The organism is Micromonospora sp. NBRC 110009 (genome assembly GCF_030518795.1).
Taxonomy (GTDB): Bacteria; Actinomycetota; Actinomycetes; order Mycobacteriales; family Micromonosporaceae; genus Micromonospora.
The window spans coordinates 2,067,846-2,087,512 of record NZ_CP130427.1 but is presented as its reverse complement, the minus strand read 5'-3'; the positions used below and the strand labels follow the sequence as shown (position 1 = coordinate 2,087,512).

Here is a 19,667-nt window from a genome sequence, read left to right as displayed (position 1 = left end):
CCAGATCACTCCAGGTGAACTTTCACCCGCCGGTCACGTCCGGACCACCCGGATTACCTCTCGCGCTCATCCAGGGAGAAAGATGCGTTCAGTTCGCAAGATATCGGCGCTGGCACTACTCGTGCTGGGCGTCTCGGCGGTGACACCGGGCGCCTCACCGGCGTCGGCGCAGCCGCAGGCCGCGAAGCCGGCGACCCCACCCGCGGTCGCGTCCAAACCCCGGACGGTCACTCTGCTCACCGGCGACACCGTCCACGTCAGCACCAAGAATGGCCAGACGGCCGTCGACGTCGTGCCGGGCAAGGGACGGGAACGGATCCCGTTCATCACCCACAGCGCCGGCAAGGACGTGCGGGTCATCCCCGCCGACGCCGTCGGCCTGCTCAACCGGGGCAAGCTCGACGAGCGGCTCTTCGACATCTCGATGCAGGTCGGGTTCGGCTACGACGACACCCGGGCCACCCTGCCGCTCATCGTCCAGCACAGCGGCGCCGCCCCCGCCCGCCTCGCCGGCGCCCGGACCACCCGGGAACTCTCCGGATTGAGCGCGGTCGCGGAGAACCGCGCGGACGCGGTGTCCTTCTGGAACAGCCTCACATCCGCCACGAGTGGCACCGAGCGGCAACTGCGGGCCGGGTTCGACAAGATCTGGCTCGACGGGCTGCGCCACCCCACCCTCGACGTCAGCGTCCCGCTGACCGGCGCGCCGCAGGCCTGGCAGGCCGGCTGGACGGGCACGGGGGTGAAGGTCGGCCTGATCGACACCGGCGTCGACCTGACCCACCCCGACCTGGCCGACCGCGTCGCCGCCGCGGAGAACTTCACCTCGGACCCGGACAACCTGGACCGGGTCGGCCACGGCACCCACGTCGCCTCCACCATCGCCGGCAGCGGGGCCGCGTCGCAGGGCCGTTACAAGGGCATGGCGCCCGGCGCGACCATCTACAGCGCCAAGGTCTGCATGCAGGAGGGCTGCCCGGAGTCGGCGATCGTGGCCGGCATGACCTGGGCGGCGCAGCAGGGCGTCAAGGTCGCCAACATGAGCCTCGGTGGCCCGGACAGCCCGGACACCGACCCGATCGAGGCTGCCCTGGCCGACCTCACCCACCGTTACGGCGTGCTCTTCGTCGTCGCCGCGGGCAACTCCGGCCTGGCCGGCGAGTCCACGGTGAGCTCGCCCGGCGACGTGGCCGAGGCGCTGACCGTGGGCGCCGTGACCAAGACCGGTGAGCTTGCCGAGTTCTCCAGCCGGGGTCCGCGCGTGGGTGACGCCGGCATCAAGCCGGACATCACCGCGCCCGGCGTCGGCATCGTCGCCGCCCGCAGCTCGACCTCGGACCTGTGGCCGGACGACGAGAACCCGCAGTACGCCAGCCTCTCCGGCACCTCGATGGCGACTCCGCACGTGGCCGGCGCGGCGGCGATCCTGCTCCAGCAGCACCCGGACTGGGCGCCTGAGCGGATCAAGTCCACGCTGATGGCGGCCGCGCAGCCGAACGCCGCCATCGGGGTCTACGAGCAGGGCGCGGGCTTCCTCAACGTCGCCCGGGCGATCCGGCAGGACGTCACGGCGAGCCCGGTCAGCATCGCCTTCGAGCGGAACACCACCGCGCAGCAGCGCACCGTCACGTACGCGAACGGCGGCTCTGCCGACCTCACCCTGGCCGTCTCCCTCGACGCCAAGGACGCCGACGGCGCCCCGGCGCCGGCCGGCCTGTTCAGCCTCAGCGCCTCCTCGGTGACGGTCCCGGCCGGCGGCACCGCCACCGTGACCGTCAACGTGCAGGCCGGCACGGACCTGCCGGACCGCTACTTCGGCGGTGAGGTGACCGCCACCGGTGGCGGCGCGCAGGTGCAGACCCCGGTCGCGCTCGACGTCGTCCGCCACGACCTGACCGTCAAGTTCATCGGGCCGGACGGCGGAGCGCCCACGGCCGAGCAGGGCTGGGTGACCGTCCTGACCGACCTGGACCGGCAGACCGTCCTGGTGTTCGACGACCCCGCGACCACCAGGTACCGGGTCCGCGCGGGCCGCTACCTGGTCCAGACCTACCTGTTGACCGGCGACTGGGCGAACCCGGACATCACCACGCTGGTGCGCCCGAGCCTCGACATGACCAAGGATCAGGCGCTCACCATGGACACCCGCCAGGCGAAGCCGATCGCGGTGTCGGTGCCGAACTCGAAGGCCGCTGCGGTCTGGCAGGAGTCCGGCTGGACGATCCGGACCGAGCAGCCGGAGATCTGGGGCAGCAACGACCCGTACGGCGTGCTGATGAACGTCCCGTTCGACAAGGTGCGGACCGCGCAGATCGGGACCGGCAAGACGCCCGGCTTCGTCTCGTACGTCAATGCGATCTGGGCCGGGGTGGCCCAGAACGGCAGCGTGTACAACACTCCGTACGTCTACCGGGTCTACCTCTACGAGCCGGAGAAGATGATGACCGGGCTGACCCGCAAGCTGCACGCGGGTGACTTCGCCACGGTCCGCTCCCAGATCAGCGCGGACGTGGCCGGCGTACCGGTGTCGCGGACCGCGATCGCGCACGCGCCCGGCAACTCGCCGGTCTACCGCGACGAGTACCAGGCCCAGCCGAGCTTCTCCTACGACGCGCCGAACACCATCACCGAGTACTACAACCAGGACAAGCAGGCGGTGTGGCAGTCGACCTCGTTCCAGCGGCGGTTCACGTACTACGAGTCGGCGTGGACCAGCTTCAAGGCCGGCCGCACGTACAACGTGAAGTGGGCCAACGCGGTGGCCGGGCCGGTCTTCCCGGAGCCGAACTTCGGCCAGCAGTTCGCCACCCGGTACTGGGGTGACCAGATCGGCGGGCCGGGGCCGCTGCACGGCGACGGCTCCGGGCACATGGGCTTCCGGTTCACTCGCGGCGGCAGCGTGGACGTGAGCCTCTACCGCAACGGGGTCAAGGTCGGCGACGGGACCGAGACGCCCTGGGCCTGGCACGTGCCCGCGGAGACGGGTGACTACCGGCTGGCCGCGACCTTCCGCAGCGACCCGGTGTTCAGCCTCTCGACGGTGGTCGACGCGGAGTGGACCTTCAAGTCCGGACACGTGGCCGACGGCGAGTTGGTGAAGCTGCCGCTGACGGCGGTCCGGTTCACCCCGGAGCTCGACATCGACAACCGGGCGCCGGCCGACCAGTTGTTCGCGATCCCGGTCTCGCTCGACCGTCAGATCGGGGCGGAGCCGGGCCAGACCACGAGCCTGACCGTCGAGGCGTCCTTCGACGACGGCCAGACCTGGCAGCAGCTGACGGTGCAGCGGTCCGGCGAGAAGGGGGTCGCCTGGGTGCGCAACCCGGCCGGCACCGGCTTCGTCTCGCTGCGGGCCGCCGCGACGGACACCAGCGGTAACACGGTCAAGCAGACCATCATCCGCGCCTACCGGTACTGAGCGAGGGCCCCGGACGCGGCGCCCACCGGCGCCGCGTCCGGGTCACCGGTGCCAGAGCAGCTCCGCTGGTAATAGTCGTGGACCCGCTCGATGGCGGCGTTCCGCTCGGCCGCGTCGTCGTGTTCCTCCCCGAGCTCCACGGCATAGGCGCGCAGCAGACCATGCATCCGCCACCGGCCGTCGCCGGGCTGGACCAGCAGCTGCGCCCCGAGCTCGGCGAGCAGGCCGCGGGCGGCGCGCAGGGACAGGCCGCCCAGGGCGGCCGCCGCTTCGGTGGTCAGCTCCCCGGTCGGGTGCAGGGGCAGCAGCCGGAAGAGCCGGGCTGCCTCGGGAGTCAGGGCCCGGTAGGACCAGGAGAAGGTCGCCTCCAGATGGGCGTGTGCGTCCCCGAAGCCGGCCAGCCGGCCGTCGGCCTCGGCCAGCTCACCGGCGACCGCGGGCAGGCTGAGCCCGGGCCGGCCGACGCTGCGGGTGGCGACCAGCGCCAGGGCGAGCGGCAGCCGGCCACACCGCGCGATGATCTCGTCGACGGCGGCCGGGTCGGCGGCCACCGCGTCGCCGAGCCGGCGGGCGAGCAGCTCGCGGGCCTCGGCGTCGGTCAGCGGGTCGAGGTGCAGCGGTTGGGCGCCGACCGGGGTGGCCAGGCCGGTGATCCGGCGGCGGCTGGTGGCGATGACGAGACTGCCGCCGGTGCCGGGCAGCAGGTGCCGGATCTGGTCCCAGTCGCGGCAGTTGTCGAGCAGGATCAGCATCCGGCGTTCGGCCAGGATGCTGCGGTAGAGGCCGGCCTGGGCGTGCAGCTCGGCCGGGATCGCGGCCGGGGCGACCCCGAGAGACCAGAGGAAGCCGCGCAACGCCTCCCCCGGTGCCATCACCGACTCGCCGGAGTCGAAACCCCGCAGGTCCGCGTGCAGCTGCCCATCGGGGTAGCGGGCGGCCAGCCGGTGGGCCAGGTGCACCGCGAGGGTGGTCTTCCCGACACCGGGCATTCCGTCGATGACCAGCGCCGTGGTCTGCCGGTCTCCGGCCAGCAGCTCCGCCGCGGCGGCCAGGACGCCGCGGCGGCCGGTGAAGTGGGGGTGGTCGGCCGGCAACTGCGCCGGCGGCTCGACCCGGGTCGGCTGCGACAACTTCAGCTCGGCCGGTGGCCATAATTCGGCCTCCGCCCCGCCAGGCGGCGCTCCGGACCGAATGAAGGCCGGGCGGCCAAATTCGGCCTCCGCGCCGATGGGCGGCGCTCCGGACCGAATGATGGCCGGTCTGACGCCGCGCCGCGACCTGGGGCCGTCGCCCGGGAAGTCGTGGTCGAGCAGGCTGTCCCGCGCCGCGCGCAGGTTGCCGCCCGGCTGGATGCCGAGCTCGTCGGCGAGCCGGTGCTCGATGTCGGCATAAGCCGCGAGGGCCTCGGCCCGCCGGCCGTCCGCGGCGAGCGCGAGGAGCAGCCGCGCCTGTAGTGCCTCGTCCAGCGGCTCGTGTTCGGCGGCCAGCCGGATCGCGGGCAGCACTGCGGGAACGCACCCGGCCCGCAAGGCGGCGTCGGCCGCCGCCCGGACGGCCGCAACCCGCTCGCCGTCGACCGCGACGAACTCCGGATGAGCCCGGCGGCCGGCCTGCAGGTCCGCGGCGCACCGGTCGCGCCACAGCGCCAGCGCCTCCCGGTAGAGCTCGACGGCCGGCTCGCCGAAGCCGCCACCGGCCTCGGCGACCAGGCGCCGGAACCGCAGCAGGTCGAGCGATTCGCCGTCGATCCGCAGCTGGTATTCGGCGCCGTCGCGGATCAGCACCGAGCCCGCTGCCCGCGTCGGCAGGCCCGGCTCGAAGCGCCGCCGGAGCATCCCGACGTGCCGGTGCACCACGTTGACCGCGCTGGGTGGGGGGTCGGACTCCCAGAGCAGGTCGACGAGCTCGGCGACGCTGACCGCGCCGCCGGCCCGGGCGAGCAGCAACGCCAGGATCAGCCGCTGCTGCCGGGTGCCCAGACCGATTTCGGACTGGCCGCGCCAGGCGCGCACCGGGCCGAGAACCGCGAACGAGAGCGGGCTGGTCATCTTGCTGCGATCCGTCCAGGGCCGGTTGCCACGATCGCCACAGCATGACAGGGGCGCGCGCTGCGGCACTATGAGCTTCGACTCAGCGACGACCGCCAGCCCGCGGAGTCGTCCCTGCTCAGGCCGCCTCGAGGCCGGTGCGCAGGGCGCGCAGCGCATGGTGGGTCCGGGACTTCACCGTGCCGATCGGCACGCCCAGCCGGCCGGCGACCTCTTCCGCTGACCGCCCGACCAGGTAGACGTCGGAGAGCAGACTGCGCTGCGCCGGGCTCAACCGGCCGAGCGCATGCCGGATGGCGTGCGCCGCCAGTGCGGCGCCGGTGGTGTCGTCACCAGCGGGAATCCAGGTCATGTCGACGAGATGGACCTCGGCCGGGCGGCCCCGCCGCAGCCGGACGCCGTCGATGACGAGCCGCCGGGCGACGGTCAGCAGCCACCGGCGGGCGGCGTCGGGCTCGGCCGGCACCGAGTCGAGGTGCCGCCAGGCCCGCAGCATCGTCTCCTGGAGCAGATCCTCGGCGGTCTGCCGCTGGCTGCGGGTCAGCACGAGCAGGAGACGCAGCACGGCGCGGGCGTGGTCCGCATGGAGCGCGGTCATGCGCTCGGCCCGGCCGGCCGGTGATTCGTCGGGTTCCCGCAGCACGGCATCCCCCACAGGCAGGAGCAACGGTGGCTGAGGCACGAGCCTAGGGACGATCGATGTGAATGAACTGACGCGCAAGTGCGGATCGAGTGCCGTCACCGATCGCAGTCGGTCAGGGATGCGACGTGACCACCGCGAGCAGGCCGGCCAGCCGCCGGGCGGTCGGCGTCTGCGCGGACGGGATCAGGGTCAGCGCCTCCCGCCACGCCCGCACCGCGGCGTCCTGATCGCCGGCGGCGGCGAGGGCGTCGCCGAGCATTGCCAGCACCTCCGCGGCCGGCGCCGACGCCGAGGCCTCCTGGTAGGCGACGGCCGCCTCGCGCCAGCAGTCGACCGCCCTGCCGAGCTCCCGGCGGGCGGAGTGCACCCGGCCGAACACCTCCCACGCCTCGGCGATGCCCAGCCGGTACCGTGCTCCGCGCGACAGCGCCATCGCCTGCTCGGCGCAGCGCACGGCGTCTTCCTCCCGGCCCAGTTCGGCGTAGCTCGTGGCCATGATCACCAGGACGTCCGCGAGCAGTTTGTGGTCTCCGGCCGTCCATGGCCCCACCGCCGCGGAGAGCGCCCGGACGACCTCCTCGTGTCGCCCCTGGGCGGCCAGGATCATCGCCCGGTTGATCGCGGCCCTGGTCATCTCGCCGTGCAGGCCAAGCCGGGCGAGCAGCTCGAGCGCCTGGTCGAGGTGCCCGATCGCGGTCTCGTGCTCGTGCCGGAAGTAGGCCGCGCCGGCCAGGCTGCGGTGCATCCGGGCCTGCCCGACCAGGTCGCCGCCCGCCCGGGCGGCCTCGAGGGCCACCTCGCCGGTCGTCGTCCAGTCGATCCACCGGCCGCTGCGTTCGAAGAAGTGCTGCATGCCCAGGGCGAGCTGCCAGGCCTCGGTGTGCCGGCCCTGGCGGGCGGCCCGGCCGATCAGCGCGGTCAGGACCTGCCGCTCGGCGGTGAACCAGCGCATGGCGTCGCCGTGCCCGGCGAAGCGCAGCGGTGTCTCGCCCGGCCCCGGCTCGATCATCGGTTGGTACTCGGAGGTCAGCAGCCAGCGGTGCGCCTCATAGCCGGTGGCCCGGTAGAACCGCAGGCAGCGCAGCTCCGCGGCGGCGCGCTCGGCCGGGCCGTCGTGTTCCTCGCCCAGCTCCGTGGCGTAGGCCAGCAGCAGATCGTGGGTGCGGTAGCGGCCCGGCAGATCCTCGCCGATCAGGTGCGCGCGGCTCAGCTCGCCGAGCAGTGCCCGCGCGCTCCGCAGCGGCACGCCGGCCAGGCCCGCCGCCCCGGCGATCGACATGTCGGGGCCAGGGTGGATCGGCAGTAGCCGGAAGAGCCGGGCGGCCGGGGCGGAGAGCGCCTGGTAGGACCAGGAGAAGACGGCACGCAGGCCGGTCTGCGGATCGTCGTCGTCGAAGCCGTCCAGGCTCCCCGGCGCTCGGGCCAGCTCGGCGGCGATCTGCGTCGATGACGTCCCCGCCAGGCTCGCCGCGCGGGCGGCCACCACGGCCAGCGCGAGCGGCAGCCGCCCGCAGCTGGCGATGATGGCGTCGATCGCGGCCGGATCCGCCGCGACGCGGCCGGCGCCGAGCGGCCCCAGGAGCGCCGCGCGGGCCTCGTCGACGCTCGGCAGGCCGACCGGCAACGGGTGGGCGCCGGCCGTGGTCAGCAGGGTGCTGAGCCGGCTGCGGCTGGTGACGATCACCAGGCAGCCGGGGCCGCCCGGCAGCAGGTGCCGGATCTGCTCGGCGTCCCGGCAGTTGTCGAGCACGATCAGCAGGCGCCGGCCGGCAAGGCTGCTGCGGTACATGCCCGCCTGGGCGTGCAGCTCGGCGGGAATGCCCTCCTGCGGCACCCCGAGCGAGCCGAGGAAGCCGCGCAGCGCCTCGGCGGGGCTCATCGCCGGCTCCCGCCCGTCGTATCCGCGCAGGTCGACATAGAGCTGCCCGTCCGGGTAACCGCCGGCGAACCCGTGGGCGAGGTGGACGGCGAGGGCGGTCTTGCCGACCCCCGGCATGCCGTCGATCGCGAGCACCGCCGGCCCGCCCGGGCGCGCGACCGCCGCGCGGGCCTCCGCGATCAAGTCGTCCCGGCCGCTGAAGAAGGGCAGGTCCGGCGGCAGCTGCGCGGGCCGCGGGAGCGGCGCCGGCGGCTCGGTACGCGCCGGCCGGGTGCGCTGGTGCAGCAGCCGGTCGTACGCCTCCCGCAGCTCCTCGCCCGGATCGACGCCCAGGTCGTCGGCGAGCCGGCGGCGCACCACCCGGTACACCTCGACGGCTTCCGCCTGGCGGCCGTCGGCGGCCAGCGCCAGCAGCAACCGGCTCTGCAGCGACTCGTCGAGCGGGTGCTGCTCGGCGGCCTGCCGCAACGGCGCCAACACCGCGCTCATCCGGCCGCAGCGCTCGGCGGCGTCGGCGGCCGTGCGCACCGCCTCGGCGCGTTCGGCCTCCACGGCGAGGAACGCGGGATGCAGGCGGGACGCCGGTTCCAGCCCGGCAGCGCACCGGCCGCGCCACAGCCGCAGCCCGTCGAGGGAATGCCGCAGCGCCGACTCCGGGTCGCCGTCCTGCAGGCTCCGGCCCGCCAGCCGGCTCAGCGACCGGAACTTCAGCAGGTCGAGGGACTCCTCGTCGGCGCGCAGCCGGTAGCCGGAGAGCTCCCGGAGGATGTGCCGACCCGCCGCCCGGGTGGGCAGGCCGGGCTCGAACAGGCGCCGGAGCATGCCGACGTGCCGGTGCACGACGTTCGCGGCGCTGGCCGGGGGCTCCTCGTCCCAGAGCAGGTCGACCAGCTCGGCGAGGGAGACCGGTGAACCGGCCCGGACCAGCAGCATCGCGAGCACCAGGCGCTGCTGGCGGGCGCCCAGCGGCAGCTCGGCGCCGGCGCGGACGACCCTGATCGAGCCGAGCACCGAGAAACCGATCGTCTCGCCCACCTCCGCCCGCACACCGGCAACGGTAACCGGCCGCTCCGGCGCCCGGCGTTGGCGACCACGGGCCTGGGGCGAGACCGGGTCTCCGGGGCGGGACGCCGGGTCAGCGGCGGGCGGGGTGGGGTGGGGCGGTGGCCGGGCGCTGGAGGCGGTGCAGCATCTCGGCCAGGGGCCGGGCGGCGAGCGGGGTGAGCAGGGTGCCGACCACGACGCCGAGCAGCAGGCCGGCGGCCACGTCGTGCGGGTAGTGCACCCCGACGAAGGTGCGGGAGAACGCGGCGAGCAGGGCCAGCGGTGCGGCCACCAGGCCGATCCGCCGGTGCAGCAGCAGCGCGGTGGCGGCCAACGCGCCCGCGATGGTGGCGTGGTTGCTGGGGAACGACCAGTCGCCGACCGCCGGGCAGTGGCCGGCGACGATCACCAGGTCGGCCGGGCTGCGGCAGGGCCGGTCCTCGGCGACCAGGTCCTTGAGCCCCTCGCTCGCGCCGTACGCCAGCATCACCGCCACCGGCGCGGCCAGGGCGAGTGCCCGGCCCCGGAGGTCGCCGCCGACCAGCCTGGTCAGCGCCGCCAGCACCATCAGGATGCCGAGCAGCACGATCGCTCCCTCGGTGAAGTGGGTGGCGAACCACTGGACCGGCTGCGGGGTGTGGTCGGCGAACTGGACGATGTCGCGGTACCAGTCGGCGCTGATGTCCGGGACGTCCGTCGCCACGGCGTCAGTCATGAATCCACCTCACCCACCGTTCATACTCCGTTCACCTGGAGGATGGCGGGTGAATGCCGGTCAGGGCACCGAAGTCTCAGACAGCTCTCAGCCGCGGGTCAGGACGAGGCGGGCCGGCGTTGTGCCGGCTGCCCCACCCCGCCGGACATCCGCTCGACGATCTCCTCCAGCGCCTCAAAGGCGTACGCCCAGTTGTGGCACTTGAAGCTGCGCAGGCCGTCGATAGCGGTGCGGCAGTCGGCGCAGTGCACCCCGGGGATGGCGTCGGGAACCTCGGTGTTGACGTACTTGCGCTCGCCGAGGATCACCCGGGCGATCATCGCCCGGTCGTGCACGCCGTGCAGGGCCGAGGAGACGATGTCGTACCAGTTCACCCGGCGACCGCACTTCGGGCAGTCCGGCTCGTCGCCGCTGACCCAGAGCGGCGCGCCGATGCTGCGCGTCGGCATGTTCAGCAGCTTCTCCAGCCGGCGTACGTCCGACTCGGGGGTGGTCCAGCGGTGCCGGCCCGGCAGCGAGGCGGGCGAGTCGTAGACCGCGCGGAACACCACCGGGTCGACCTCCACGGTCTCCCGCCTACCGGTCATCGGTACCTCCCGGGCGTCGCGTGTTCCCCACCGTCGTACCAGGGTGAACGGCGTACGCAGCCGGATCAAGGACACGAGGGGTCGGCGGTGTGTCGCCGGGAGTGCTGCCCGGCCCGTCGGCGGGGTCCCCCATGGACCGCCCGGGTTGTTACGCTCCGCGCCATGCTTTCCGGCGATGCCGATGCCGACCTGCGTCAGATGGCGGACGACCCCAACTTTCCGCACCGCGACGCGGCCCGGCACGCGGTGCGGTTCCGCGCGTCCGGCGACGTCGCGCACCTGGTGGCCGTACACGACGATCCACACCCGTGCGGGATGACCGACGTGGTGTTCGCCCTGGCGGGAGCGAAGCGCCCCTGGCTCAACTGGGTGCCGATGCCGAGCGAGGCGATCACCAATGTCGCCAACGAGATCGGTGGCCGCCGGGCCCGGGGCGAGCAGCTTGAGGTCACCGGCCTCGGGCTGTCGGCGGCGGAGCCGGCGAGCGCCATGACCGCCTGCCACCGGGTCGCCGGCCCGGTCGACATCGGCATCGCCGAGTTCCCGGCCCCCGACATCCGCACGCCCGTACGGCCCGGTCGGTACGCGATCTGGCGGTACGACGGCACCGAGCCGGTGCCCGCCGGGCCTGCGCCGTCGGGCGCCGCGGTCCGGCTGCTGCAGGAGGTCGCCGGGGAGCCGTGGGCGTCGCCGCTCTCCGGGTACGTGAAGGCCGCCCCCCTCGGTGAGCTGCCCCTGGCCGACCTGCTCGGGCTGCTCGCCCACCTGCCCGGTCCGCCGGACACCGCGCGCTGGCAGCACCTGGCCACGTCGACGCCGACCTACTGGTACCGGCTCATGCAGCCGTGGGTGTGCCTCGGCATCCTGCACCACGCCAAGGACCAGCCGTGGTCGACCTCGGTCCGGCGCGAGGTGCTGGTGGACCTCGCCTTCGGCGTCGAGGACTGGGTCGCCGACGCGGCGCTGTTCGCGCTCGTCACCGCCGCGTACCGGGAGCCCGAGCTGCGGGCGGAGGTCCGCCAGGTGGTCCGGGCCCGGCTCGACGCGGCCGTGGCGGCGAACCGGCTGGTCACGATCGAGGAGTCGCTGGCGCAGCTGATGCTCGTCACGCCCGGCTGCCGCCCGGACGACCGGGCGCTGGCGACGGCGGTGCTGGCCCGCGCCGCGCAGGACGATGAGCAGGAGGAGCCGGCGCCGGCGCCGGCCGAGAAGCGCCGCTGGTGGCAGCGGCGCGCCTAGCGTCAGCGCAGCGCCGGGCCGCTCGCCCGGGGTCGGCTGCCCCGGGCGAGCGGGAGCGGGGTCAGAGTCGGTGGCGTCATCGCCCACGTGCTCGGCACCACCGTGCGGCAGGCTGCCGGTGCCGGCGCGGCAGCGGCCTCCGGACCACGCAGGACAAAACCTGCCAGCTCGGCTGGCTAACCCTGGTCAGCGGCGTCGAGCGGCTTGCGCCAGACCGACACGTGGCTCTCGCTGTCCGAGGTGAACGGCGCCTCGGTCCAGTCCGCCACCCGCTGCTCCAGGGTCAGCCCGGCCAACCGAGCCATCAGGTCGCACTCGGCCGGCCAGATGTAGCGGAAGTTGCTGTAGCCGTAGCGGACGCTCCCGTCCTCCAGCCGCCGGTAGTGGTGCGACGTCCCCTGCTGGGTGACCATGTCGTAGGTGTCGAAGCCGACGTGCCGGTCGGTCACCTCGAACGGCACCGCCGACTGCCCCGGCGGAAACCGCCGGATGCCGGGCACCCACAGCTCGACGACGAATCGACCCCCCGGCAACAGGTGCCGGGCCGCATTGCGGAAGCACTGCACCTGCTCGTCCTGCGTACACAGGTTCCCGATGCTGTTCCACGCGACGTACACCAGCGAGAAGCGACCGGGGACGGTGGTGGTGGCCATGTCGCCCACCACCACCGGCAGCTCCTGCGCGGGTACCTTGCGTCGCAGCCGGTCGACCATCGGCTGGGAGAGCTCGATCCCGGTGACCGAGATGCCTCGGGCAGCGAGCGGGATCGCGACCCGCCCCGTGCCGATCGCGAACTCCAACGCCGGACCGCCACCCGCAAGGCGGGCCAGGAACTCCACGGCAGGGTCGAGCACGTCGGGCGCGAACATCTCCGCCGAGATGGCGTCATAACGCTCCGCAGTGTCCTCGTCCCACAGATCGCTGCTCGTCATGCGACCGAAGCCTGCTCGGCTCCCTGAGCTCACGCCACCCATTAATGAAGGGCGACATGCGCCCCGCAGTGCCGTGGCTGTCGGACCGGTCAACGCATACGGACCGACTGTCGACAAATCTCGCCGCGCTGGATGATCTTGCTCCGCCAGGTCTCCGAGGTCTTGCAGCCCCTACGGCCGATATCACGGTGTTGATCTTTCCAACTAACCTCTGCTGCACTGTTGCCATCTGGCAAGCAAGACCATGTTCCCCGAGGCGCGGGAACGCACCCCGTGCGTCGGCGCTGCCTGAACCCGCCTCATAGATCAGGAGTACATCCATGTCTCAGCCGACCGCCTCGCCGCAGCCGATGCTCGTGCAGGTTCGCCAGAAGCAGACCGGTATCGCCTACCTGTTCTGGTTCTTCCTCGGCGTCTTCGGTGGCCACCAGTTCTACCTCGGCAAGACCGGACGGGGTCTGCTCTACCTGTTCACCGTCGGCATCTTCGGCGTGGGCGTCCTGATCGACCTGTTCACGCTGCCGAGCCAGGTGCGTCAGGTCAACACGCAGCTCGCGATCGGGATCCGCTGATCTTCTCCGAAGTCGTCGGGCCGGGCCGATTGATCTCGATGCCCTGTTGGGCGGTCGCCCGTGGGCCGCGCAGGAGCGGCCGCTAAGTCCGCCGCGAAAGCCGCCGAGGTTCGGGTCCGCTACCCGCCACCAGGTGCGAAGACGGCCCCTGACCAGCAGAGATGCGGTCGGGGGCCGATCTTGTTCAGGCCCGCCGAGTCCGAGCGTTGCCCACCGTCGTTTGTGCCCGGACTGGGCCCGATGATCTTCCCGGCGTTCCCGCGGCTCAGCGGCGGAAAATGGTGGGCCGCCAGGGACTCGAACCCTGAACCTATGGATTAAAAGTCCACAGCTCTGCCATTGAGCTAGCGGCCCGCCCGCCCAGGCTACCGGAACCCGCCCGCGCGGGCCTTCCGGCTTCCCCCGCCGTCGATCTTCCGACAAGCGCCGGGCATGGGATCGCCGGGGCGGGGAACCGGCTCCGGCATGAGGCTGAGCAGCACGCCCGCGGTCGCCGCGTCGAGCGAGGTGCCGGGCCTCGACGGGGTGCGCCGGCCCGGTGGTGAGGTGCACGCCTGGCTGCCGGGGCAGAACCAGACGCTCTGCGGGCTGCCGTTGAGCCGTACCCGGCTGCGGCGCTTCCCGCACGTGCCGTTCGACTACTCGGCCACCGACGTACTCACCGAGGCCGACCCGGAGGGCTGGGTCTGCCCGCGCTGCCTGGCCGCCACCCTGGGCCGCCGGCAGGGGGAGAAGAGCTGGGTGCGCACCAACCCCCGGCCCTGACCGGTCCGGGGGTTGGTGTCCGCTTCAACGGGTACGGCACCGGTATGCGCATCGTGATCGTGGGGGCCACCGGCAACGTGGGGACGGCGCTGCTGCGCCGGCTGCGGCGGGAGTCCGGGCCGGAGCTGGTCGGGGTGGCGCGGCGGCTGCCCGGGCCGAGCGCGGGAGAGCCGTACGACGGGGTGAAGTGGCACTCCTGCGACGTCGGGGCGCCGGACGCGGCCGGGCGGCTGACCGCGATCTTCGCCGGGGCGCGGGTGGTGGTGCACCTGGCCTGGCAGATCCAGCCCAGCCACGACCGGCGCACCCTCTACCGGACCAACGTCGGCGGCAGCCGCGCGGTGCTCGACGCGGCCGTCCGGGCCGGCGTCCCTGCCCTGGTGTACGCCTCGTCGGTCGGGGCGTACGCGCCCGGGCCGAAGGATCATCCGGTCAGTGAACGGTGGCCGGCGACCGGGGTGCCCGGGTCCTCGTACAGCGAGGACAAGGCGGAGGTGGAGGGGCTGCTCGACACGGTCGAGCGGGAGCACCCGGGGCTGCGGGTGGTCCGGCTGCGGCCGGGGCTGATCTTCCAGCGGGACGCCGGCACGGAGATCAGCCGCTACTTCCTCGGCCCACTGGTCCCGGTCCAGCTGCTCCGGTACGGCCGGATCCCGCTGGTACCGACCAACCGTCGCCTGCGCATGCAGGCCGTGCACGCCGACGACGTGGCCGACGCGTACGCGAGGGCGGTCCTGGGTGAGGCGCGCGGCGCCTTCAACGTCGCCGCGGACCCGGTGCTGACCCCGGAGCTGGTGGCCCGGCACTTCCACGGCTGGACGGTGCCGGTGGCGGCGCCGGTGCTGCGCGCGGCGGCGGCGCTGACCTGGCGCGCGCGGCTGCAACCGGTCGACGCCGGCTGGGTCGACCTGGCGCTGAACGCCCCGTTGATGTCCAGCGACCGCGCCGAGACCGAGCTGGGCTGGACCCCGAGGGCCGACGCGGTCACCGCTCTGAGGGACCTGTTCGCCGGCATCTCCCACCGCGCCGGCACCCCGGCCCCGCCGCTCTCCCCGGACCCCACCCTCCCCGGACGCCCCGCCGCCCTCCTCAAGGCCCGCCTCCCCGGCCACCCCAACCCCTACTGACCCGTTGATCAAGGAGTTTCGGTCTCCAGGGAGATCAACTCCGACGCAAACTTCTTGATCAACCCGGCGGGGTGCGGGGGTCAGCGGGTGAGGGAGGAGGAGAGGACGGTGGGTGGGCGGGCGCCGAGGAAGAAGATGCCGGGGAAGCCGGTGGTCTCGAAGCCCTGGCTGGGGTTGCGGCGCAGGGTCGAGTGTTCGATCCGGAGGGTGCCCGTGCGGTTGTTGCTGACGAAGAAGATCGCGCCGCCGCCCTCGGTGGCCCGGTTCCCCTCGATGATCGTGCCGGCGATCCGCACGGTGAACTCGTTGCCGTCGCAGTAGATCGCGCCGCCGCTGCCCCCGCCCGGAGTGCCGGACCGGGCCGGATTCGCCCCGCTGCCGACCGCCCGGTTGTCGCGGAAGACGCTGTTCAGCACCGTCCAGGAGACGCCGATGCTGCTCGTCGCCCCGCCGTTGGCGCAGTTCCCGCCGGTGAAGGTGCTGTTGACCACGTACACCGGCTTGTTCTCGTACTGGCTGAGCACGCGGAGCGCCGCGCCGCCCAGGTCGGGGCCGGTGCGGTCGCAGCGGTTGCCGACGAAGCGCGAGTTGACCACCTTGAACCGGCCGCCCCGGACGAAGATCGCGCCGCCTCCCCCGCCCTCGGTCCGGTCGCCGGTGGAGTCGCCGTCGGCGAAGGTCAGGTTCTGCACCGTGAGCTGCGGGTGGTCCTGGTTCTGGCAGTGCGAGGTGGTCCACCCCTGGGCCCGGTCGCAGGTGTTCTGGTAGAGGATCCGGCGCTCGCCGCCGCCGCTCAGCGTGACCTTGCCGCCCCCGTCCAGCACGATCCGCGGCCCGTGCGCGTTGACCACCTTCGCGGTGGCTGTCATCCGGATGGTCACCGGGGCCGGACCGCAGTCGAAGGTGATGATCCCGCCGGCCGCCACGGCCTTGACCACCGCCGCCGAGGTGCAGCTCGCGGGGGTGCCGGTGCCGACCGTACGGGTCGGGTGCGAGGTGTCCACCGCGCGCGCCTCGGCGGGCACCGCGGCGTGACCGGCCGGGTTGCCCGCGCGGAAGGCGGGCGTCGAGGGGCTCGGCGGGGCGGCGCCGAGACCGCTCCGGGCGGTCGGGACGGGCGTCGGAGTGGTGCTCGGCGGGGCGGCGGTGCCGGTTGCCGCGACGGGTGCGGCGACGCGTGGCCCGGCCGGCTCGTCGGACCCGCAGGCGGGCAGCGTGGCGCCGGCGAGACCGAGGACGACAAGGACGACAGCCGACTTCACCCGCACCCGCCCGATGCTAGGAGCGTCCCCCGCCCCCGCACGACCGTCCACCGGATCCTTAACCCACCGCTAAGCCGGCCCGGCCACCCCGCAGGGCGTCAGACGTGGGAGAGGGCGAAGGCGGTCAGGAAGCCGAGGACGGTGATCAGGCCGACCAGCAGGTGGGCGTCCTCGAACGCCTCGGGGACCATGGTGTCGGTGATCATCGCGAGGATCGCGCCGGCGGCCAGCGCGGTGATCGTCGCCAGCACCTCCGGCGGGGCGCCGCCGAGCAGCGTGTAGCCGGCGAGCGCCGCGACGCCGCTGACCAGGGCGATCGCCGTCCACAGCAGAAAGACGTACCGCCTGGTCCGGCCGGCCAGGCGCATGCCGGCGGCGCTGGACAGGCCCTCCGGCACGTTGCTGAGGAAGACCGCGATCACCGTGACCAGGCTGACCGGACCGCCGGTCAGCAGGCTCGCGCCGATCACCACCGATTCCGGTACGCCGTCCAGCAGCGCGCCGACCGCGATGGCCGAGCCCGAGCCGGGCTGCTCCTGTTCGGACGGCTGCTCGTCGCCGGAGCGCTTGCGGTGCCGGGCGCCGCGCCGGGCCAGCAGCACGTTCGCCCCGGTGTAGGCGAGCGCCCCGGCCGCCGCCCCGATCGTCACCGGCAGCAGGCCGCCCTGTTCGTGCGCCTCGGCGATCAGCTCGAACGAGACGGCGGAGAGCAGTACCCCGGCGCCGAACGCCATCACGGACGCGACGACCCGGCGCGGCACCCGCGCGAAGAATCCGACCGCCGCCCCGATCAACAGGGCGGACCCGGCCAGCAGCCCCCAGAGACCCGCTTGCAACCACTCCGGCACGCGCGCGACCCTACCCCCGCTCCGCCACCGGAGACGAGATCAGAAGTCGGCGAAGAGGTACGGCAGTTCGCGCGGGAAGAGCTGGCGCAGTTCGGCGGCCGCGTCCGCCGGTACCTCCCCGAACCCCCGGATGGCGACCTCGGCCGGGTCGAGCACCCCGTACGCCAGGGCGGAGAGCCCGGCGGCGGTGAGCGTCGCGGTCGGCACGCTGCCCACGGCGGTGCTGTCGCCCGGCAGCAGCTCCAGCTTGCCGGTGGCGCCGTCGAGCAGGTGACTGCCGGCCAGCCACCGGTCGCCGACCAGTTCGACGCGGACCCGGCCGGCCCCGGTCGGCAGGCCGGTGAGCGCGTCCAGGCTCAGCAGCCGGGCCATCGGCGCGGGCGACCCGGGCCGGGACACCCGTGCCTCCACGTGCACGGCCAGGTCGGTGAGCCACAGCTCGGGCAGCTCGTCCGCGGGGAGCCGGAGGCTGATCCGGTCCACCTGGTCGACGTGCCGGGCGAAGAACTGGAGCAGCGACGCCCGGGCGTACGGGTCGGAGACGAGCAGGTCGTCGGCGATCAGTTCGCCGCCGTGGTCGTCGATCCGGTAGGTGACCGCGCCGACCGTCTCGCCGTCGCGGACGGCGCTGAGCAGCCAGCGGTCGTCCCGGTCGCGCTGCCCGACCGCCCGGAAGTCGGGGAAGAGCGCGAACCCGTGCCGCTCGCGCAGGCAGCGCTCGGTGTACCCGCGCCACGTGTCGTAGCCGGCGCCGATCCGCTCCCAGACCACCTCGCCGGGCAGTTCGGCGCGGAGCAGCGGGGCCAGGTCGGCCGGGCCGAAGACGGCGGTACGGCGCCGGGGCAGCCCCACGTATCCGAAGCGCTCGTAGAACGAGGCGCGGAACGGGTAGAGCGCGGTTAGCGCGTGCCCCTCCGCCCGCACCTCGTCGAGCAGCCGGTGGAGCAGGTTCCGGACGTGGCCGCGCCGCCGGGCCAGCGGGTGGGTCGCCACGCCGGCCAGGCCGGCCATCGGGAGCACTGCGCCGCGCAGGTTCTGCCGCATGGGGATCGCCGAGGCGGTGGCCGTGGTGCTGCCGTCCTCCTCGACCACCAGCGTGCGGTTGCCCGCGTTGTACGGCAGGTACTCGCGGAACTCCTCGGTCCGGGACGGGGCCATCGGCGACGCCTCGAACGCGTACGCCTGGAGCGGGAAGCTGGTGGTCGGGCGTTCCTCGGCGGCCAGCCGGCGAATGCGCATTGGCCCATCCCAACCCGGTCCGGCGGACCGCGCAACCGGAATCGGCCCGCTCAGCCCTCGGTGACGTCGGAGACGATGACGGTGACGTTGTCCGGCGCGCCGGCCTGGTGGGCGAGCTTCACCAGCTGCTCGCCGCACTGCTGCCGGTCGGAGTAGGTGGCCAGCGCGGAGGCGATGGCGGGATCCTCCACGTAGTCGGAGAGGCCGTCGCTGCAGAGCAGCAGCCGGTCGCCGGGGAACACGGTGAGCATGCCGATGGCCGGCGGCGCGTCCGAGCCCTGCACCGCCCGGGTGACCAGGGAGCGCTGCGGGTGGTGCCGGGCCTGGTCGGGGGAGAGCGCCCCCTGGTCGACCAGCGCCTGCACGAAGGTGTCGTCCCGGGTGAGCTGGGTCAGCTCGTGGTCGCGCAGCAGGTAGCAGCGGGAGTCGCCGACCTGCGCCAGGACCAGGGTGTCATCGGCGAGCAGGCTGGCGGTGAGCGTCGTACCCATGCCGTCGCGGGCGGGGTCGACGGTGATGGCGGCCCGGATCCGCTGGTTGGCGGTGCTCACCACGGCGCGCAGCGCGTCGGCGGCCTCGTCGGGGACGGTCGGCGGGGTCAGCTCGTCCAGGATCCGGATGACGATCTCGCTGGCCACCTCGCCCGCGGGGAGGCCGCCCATGCCGTCGGCCACCGCCACCAGGCGGTCACCGGCGAGGGCGGAGTCCTCGTTGTTGGTGCGGACGAGGCCGACGTCGTTGAGGATGGCCGAGCGGAGGATCAGCGTCATGGGGTCAAGCTTGCCAAGAAGACACCATCCCCGTCTCTACACACCGGGTATGCCGAGGAAAGATCGGCATGTCTGGGTCCTCGCCGTCCAGGGTGCTCAGCCGCGCGGGTAGCGCAGGAGCAGGCTCGCCCGGACCGGTTCGTCGCCGACGGCGGCGTAGCTGTGCGGCACGTCCGACGTCCAGCGCAGGTACTCCCCGGGTCCGGCGGTCATCGGGGCGTCCACCGGCCCGGCGCGCAGCACGCCGGAGAAGACGGTGACGTGCTCGGTGACCCCGGTCTGGTGCGCGGGGGAGAGCTGCGGCGGGCCGGGGCTGACCCGCATCCGGTACAGCTCGTAGGTCGCGTCGCTCTCCGTGAACACCTCCAGCAGGGTGGCGTCCACCGCGGCGCCGCGCACGGTCGGCGTCCCGGCCGGCCCGGCGAGCACGGCGGTGAGCGGTACGCCGAGCTGTGCGGTGACCGCGTACAGGGTCTCCAGGGTCGGGTTGCGGGTGCCGTTCTCCAGCCCGGAGAGGGTGGCCTTCCCGACGCCGGCGAGCCGGGCCAGCGTGGACAGGGACATCCCCCGTTCCTCGCG

At 73.5% G+C, this 19,667-nt stretch carries 16 protein-coding genes and 1 tRNA gene; 5 read left to right on the top strand and 12 right to left on the bottom strand.

The genetic code is table 11. The features are described from left to right. Nucleotides 1-82: 82 nt before the first annotated feature. The gene (locus tag Q2K19_RS09940; protein WP_302769746.1) at nucleotides 83-3,418 is read left to right on the top strand and encodes a S8 family peptidase; all 3,336 of its coding nucleotides are present in this window, start codon (nucleotides 83-85) and stop codon (nucleotides 3,416-3,418) included. On the opposite strand, the gene Q2K19_RS09935 is transcribed toward Q2K19_RS09940, so the two are convergent. The 5 genes from Q2K19_RS09935 to Q2K19_RS09915 all read right to left on the bottom strand — a co-directional run bounded on the left by Q2K19_RS09935 (nucleotide 3,406) and on the right by Q2K19_RS09915 (nucleotide 10,334). Beyond that, nucleotides 3,406-5,466, bottom strand: coding sequence for an AfsR/SARP family transcriptional regulator (locus Q2K19_RS09935; protein ID WP_302769743.1), 2,061 nt, complete (start codon nucleotides 5,464-5,466; stop codon nucleotides 3,406-3,408). The genes Q2K19_RS09940 and Q2K19_RS09935 overlap by 13 nt on opposite strands. Before the next feature lie 118 nt (nucleotides 5,467-5,584). Then, complete coding sequence (locus Q2K19_RS09930) at nucleotides 5,585-6,064, bottom strand: sigma-70 family RNA polymerase sigma factor (protein ID WP_302769741.1); 480 nt, start codon at nucleotides 6,062-6,064, stop codon at nucleotides 5,585-5,587. A 157-nt stretch (nucleotides 6,065-6,221) separates the two neighbouring features. After that, nucleotides 6,222-9,035, bottom strand: a complete 2,814-nt coding sequence (locus tag Q2K19_RS09925) for an AfsR/SARP family transcriptional regulator (protein ID WP_302769739.1) — start codon at nucleotides 9,033-9,035, stop codon at nucleotides 6,222-6,224. An 88-nt stretch (nucleotides 9,036-9,123) separates the two neighbouring features. Next, the gene (locus Q2K19_RS09920) at nucleotides 9,124-9,747 is read right to left on the bottom strand and encodes a phosphatase PAP2 family protein (protein WP_302769736.1); all 624 of its coding nucleotides are present in this window, start codon (nucleotides 9,745-9,747) and stop codon (nucleotides 9,124-9,126) included. 98 nt (nucleotides 9,748-9,845) lie between these two features. Beyond that, nucleotides 9,846-10,334: a hypothetical protein gene (locus Q2K19_RS09915; RefSeq protein WP_302769735.1), complete on the bottom strand. Its 489-nt coding sequence runs from the start codon at nucleotides 10,332-10,334 to the stop codon at nucleotides 9,846-9,848. 162 nt (nucleotides 10,335-10,496) lie between these two features. Between Q2K19_RS09915 and Q2K19_RS09910 the strand changes: the two genes are divergently transcribed. Next, a complete protein-coding gene (locus Q2K19_RS09910) occupies nucleotides 10,497-11,573 on the top strand; it encodes a hypothetical protein (RefSeq protein WP_302769734.1) in 1,077 nt (358 codons plus the stop codon). A 176-nt stretch (nucleotides 11,574-11,749) separates the two neighbouring features. Here Q2K19_RS09910 and Q2K19_RS09905 read toward each other — a convergent pair whose 3' ends face one another. Continuing rightward, nucleotides 11,750-12,505, bottom strand: a complete 756-nt coding sequence (locus tag Q2K19_RS09905) for a class I SAM-dependent DNA methyltransferase (protein ID WP_302769732.1) — start codon at nucleotides 12,503-12,505, stop codon at nucleotides 11,750-11,752. A gap of 320 nt (nucleotides 12,506-12,825) precedes the next feature. Here Q2K19_RS09905 and Q2K19_RS09900 point away from each other — a divergent pair, with 320 nt between their 5' ends. After that, complete coding sequence (locus tag Q2K19_RS09900) at nucleotides 12,826-13,077, top strand: TM2 domain-containing protein (RefSeq protein WP_302769729.1); 252 nt, start codon at nucleotides 12,826-12,828, stop codon at nucleotides 13,075-13,077. A gap of 279 nt (nucleotides 13,078-13,356) precedes the next feature. Here the strand turns inward: Q2K19_RS09900 and Q2K19_RS09895 are convergent. After that, nucleotides 13,357-13,431, bottom strand: a tRNA-Lys gene (locus tag Q2K19_RS09895). A 111-nt stretch (nucleotides 13,432-13,542) separates the two neighbouring features. On the opposite strand from Q2K19_RS09895, the gene Q2K19_RS09890 reads away from it, so the two are divergent. Continuing rightward, on the top strand, nucleotides 13,543-13,842 hold the full coding sequence (locus Q2K19_RS09890; RefSeq protein WP_302769727.1) for a hypothetical protein: 300 nt from the start codon (nucleotides 13,543-13,545) through the stop codon (nucleotides 13,840-13,842). A gap of 44 nt (nucleotides 13,843-13,886) precedes the next feature. Next, nucleotides 13,887-14,969 (top strand): NAD-dependent epimerase/dehydratase family protein, encoded by a 1,083-nt coding sequence (locus Q2K19_RS09885; RefSeq protein WP_302769725.1) that lies wholly within the window; start codon nucleotides 13,887-13,889, stop codon nucleotides 14,967-14,969. An 80-nt stretch (nucleotides 14,970-15,049) separates the two neighbouring features. Here the strand turns inward: Q2K19_RS09885 and Q2K19_RS09880 are convergent, their stop codons facing one another. From Q2K19_RS09880 to Q2K19_RS09860, 5 genes are all read right to left on the bottom strand, one after another. After that, a complete protein-coding gene (locus tag Q2K19_RS09880) occupies nucleotides 15,050-16,237 on the bottom strand; it encodes a hypothetical protein (RefSeq protein ID WP_302769722.1) in 1,188 nt (395 codons plus the stop codon). Nucleotides 16,238-16,329: 92 nt separating this feature from the next. After that, the gene (locus Q2K19_RS09875; RefSeq protein ID WP_302769720.1) at nucleotides 16,330-17,079 is read right to left on the bottom strand and encodes a ZIP family metal transporter; all 750 of its coding nucleotides are present in this window, start codon (nucleotides 17,077-17,079) and stop codon (nucleotides 16,330-16,332) included. 39 nt (nucleotides 17,080-17,118) lie between these two features. Beyond that, entirely contained in the window at nucleotides 17,119-18,318 is a 1,200-nt protein-coding gene (locus Q2K19_RS09870) for a GNAT family N-acetyltransferase (RefSeq protein WP_302769717.1), read from the bottom strand. A gap of 50 nt (nucleotides 18,319-18,368) precedes the next feature. Beyond that, nucleotides 18,369-19,088 (bottom strand): PP2C family protein-serine/threonine phosphatase, encoded by a 720-nt coding sequence (locus Q2K19_RS09865; protein ID WP_302769714.1) that lies wholly within the window; start codon nucleotides 19,086-19,088, stop codon nucleotides 18,369-18,371. Between the two features lie 96 nt (nucleotides 19,089-19,184). Then, a complete protein-coding gene (locus Q2K19_RS09860; protein ID WP_302769712.1) occupies nucleotides 19,185-19,652 on the bottom strand; it encodes a helix-turn-helix domain-containing protein in 468 nt (155 codons plus the stop codon). Between the last annotated feature and the right edge of the window lie 15 nt (nucleotides 19,653-19,667).

Bases quoted from the DNA above. Each gene is read 5' to 3' on its own strand.
- Q2K19_RS09940 (WP_302769746.1), top strand. From the start codon at position 83: ATGCGTTCAGTTCGCAAGATATCGGCGCTGGCACTACTCGTGCTGGGC.
- Q2K19_RS09935 (WP_302769743.1), bottom strand. From the start codon at position 5,466: ATGACCAGCCCGCTCTCGTTCGCGGTTCTCGGCCCGGTGCGCGCCTGG.
- Q2K19_RS09920 (WP_302769736.1), bottom strand. From the start codon at position 9,747: ATGACTGACGCCGTGGCGACGGACGTCCCGGACATCAGCGCCGACTGG.
- Q2K19_RS09930 (WP_302769741.1), bottom strand. From the start codon at position 6,064: ATGACCGCGCTCCATGCGGACCACGCCCGCGCCGTGCTGCGTCTCCTG.
- Q2K19_RS09860 (WP_302769712.1), bottom strand. From the start codon at position 19,652: ATGTCCCTGTCCACGCTGGCCCGGCTCGCCGGCGTCGGGAAGGCCACC.
- Q2K19_RS09910 (WP_302769734.1), top strand. From the start codon at position 10,497: ATGCTTTCCGGCGATGCCGATGCCGACCTGCGTCAGATGGCGGACGAC.
- Q2K19_RS09870 (WP_302769717.1), bottom strand. From the start codon at position 18,318: ATGCGCATTCGCCGGCTGGCCGCCGAGGAACGCCCGACCACCAGCTTC.
- Q2K19_RS09900 (WP_302769729.1), top strand. From the start codon at position 12,826: ATGTCTCAGCCGACCGCCTCGCCGCAGCCGATGCTCGTGCAGGTTCGC.
- Q2K19_RS09905 (WP_302769732.1), bottom strand. From the start codon at position 12,505: ATGACGAGCAGCGATCTGTGGGACGAGGACACTGCGGAGCGTTATGAC.
- Q2K19_RS09890 (WP_302769727.1), top strand. From the start codon at position 13,543: ATGAGGCTGAGCAGCACGCCCGCGGTCGCCGCGTCGAGCGAGGTGCCG.
- Q2K19_RS09915 (WP_302769735.1), bottom strand. From the start codon at position 10,334: ATGACCGGTAGGCGGGAGACCGTGGAGGTCGACCCGGTGGTGTTCCGC.
- Q2K19_RS09865 (WP_302769714.1), bottom strand. From the start codon at position 19,088: ATGACGCTGATCCTCCGCTCGGCCATCCTCAACGACGTCGGCCTCGTC.
- Q2K19_RS09885 (WP_302769725.1), top strand. From the start codon at position 13,887: ATGCGCATCGTGATCGTGGGGGCCACCGGCAACGTGGGGACGGCGCTG.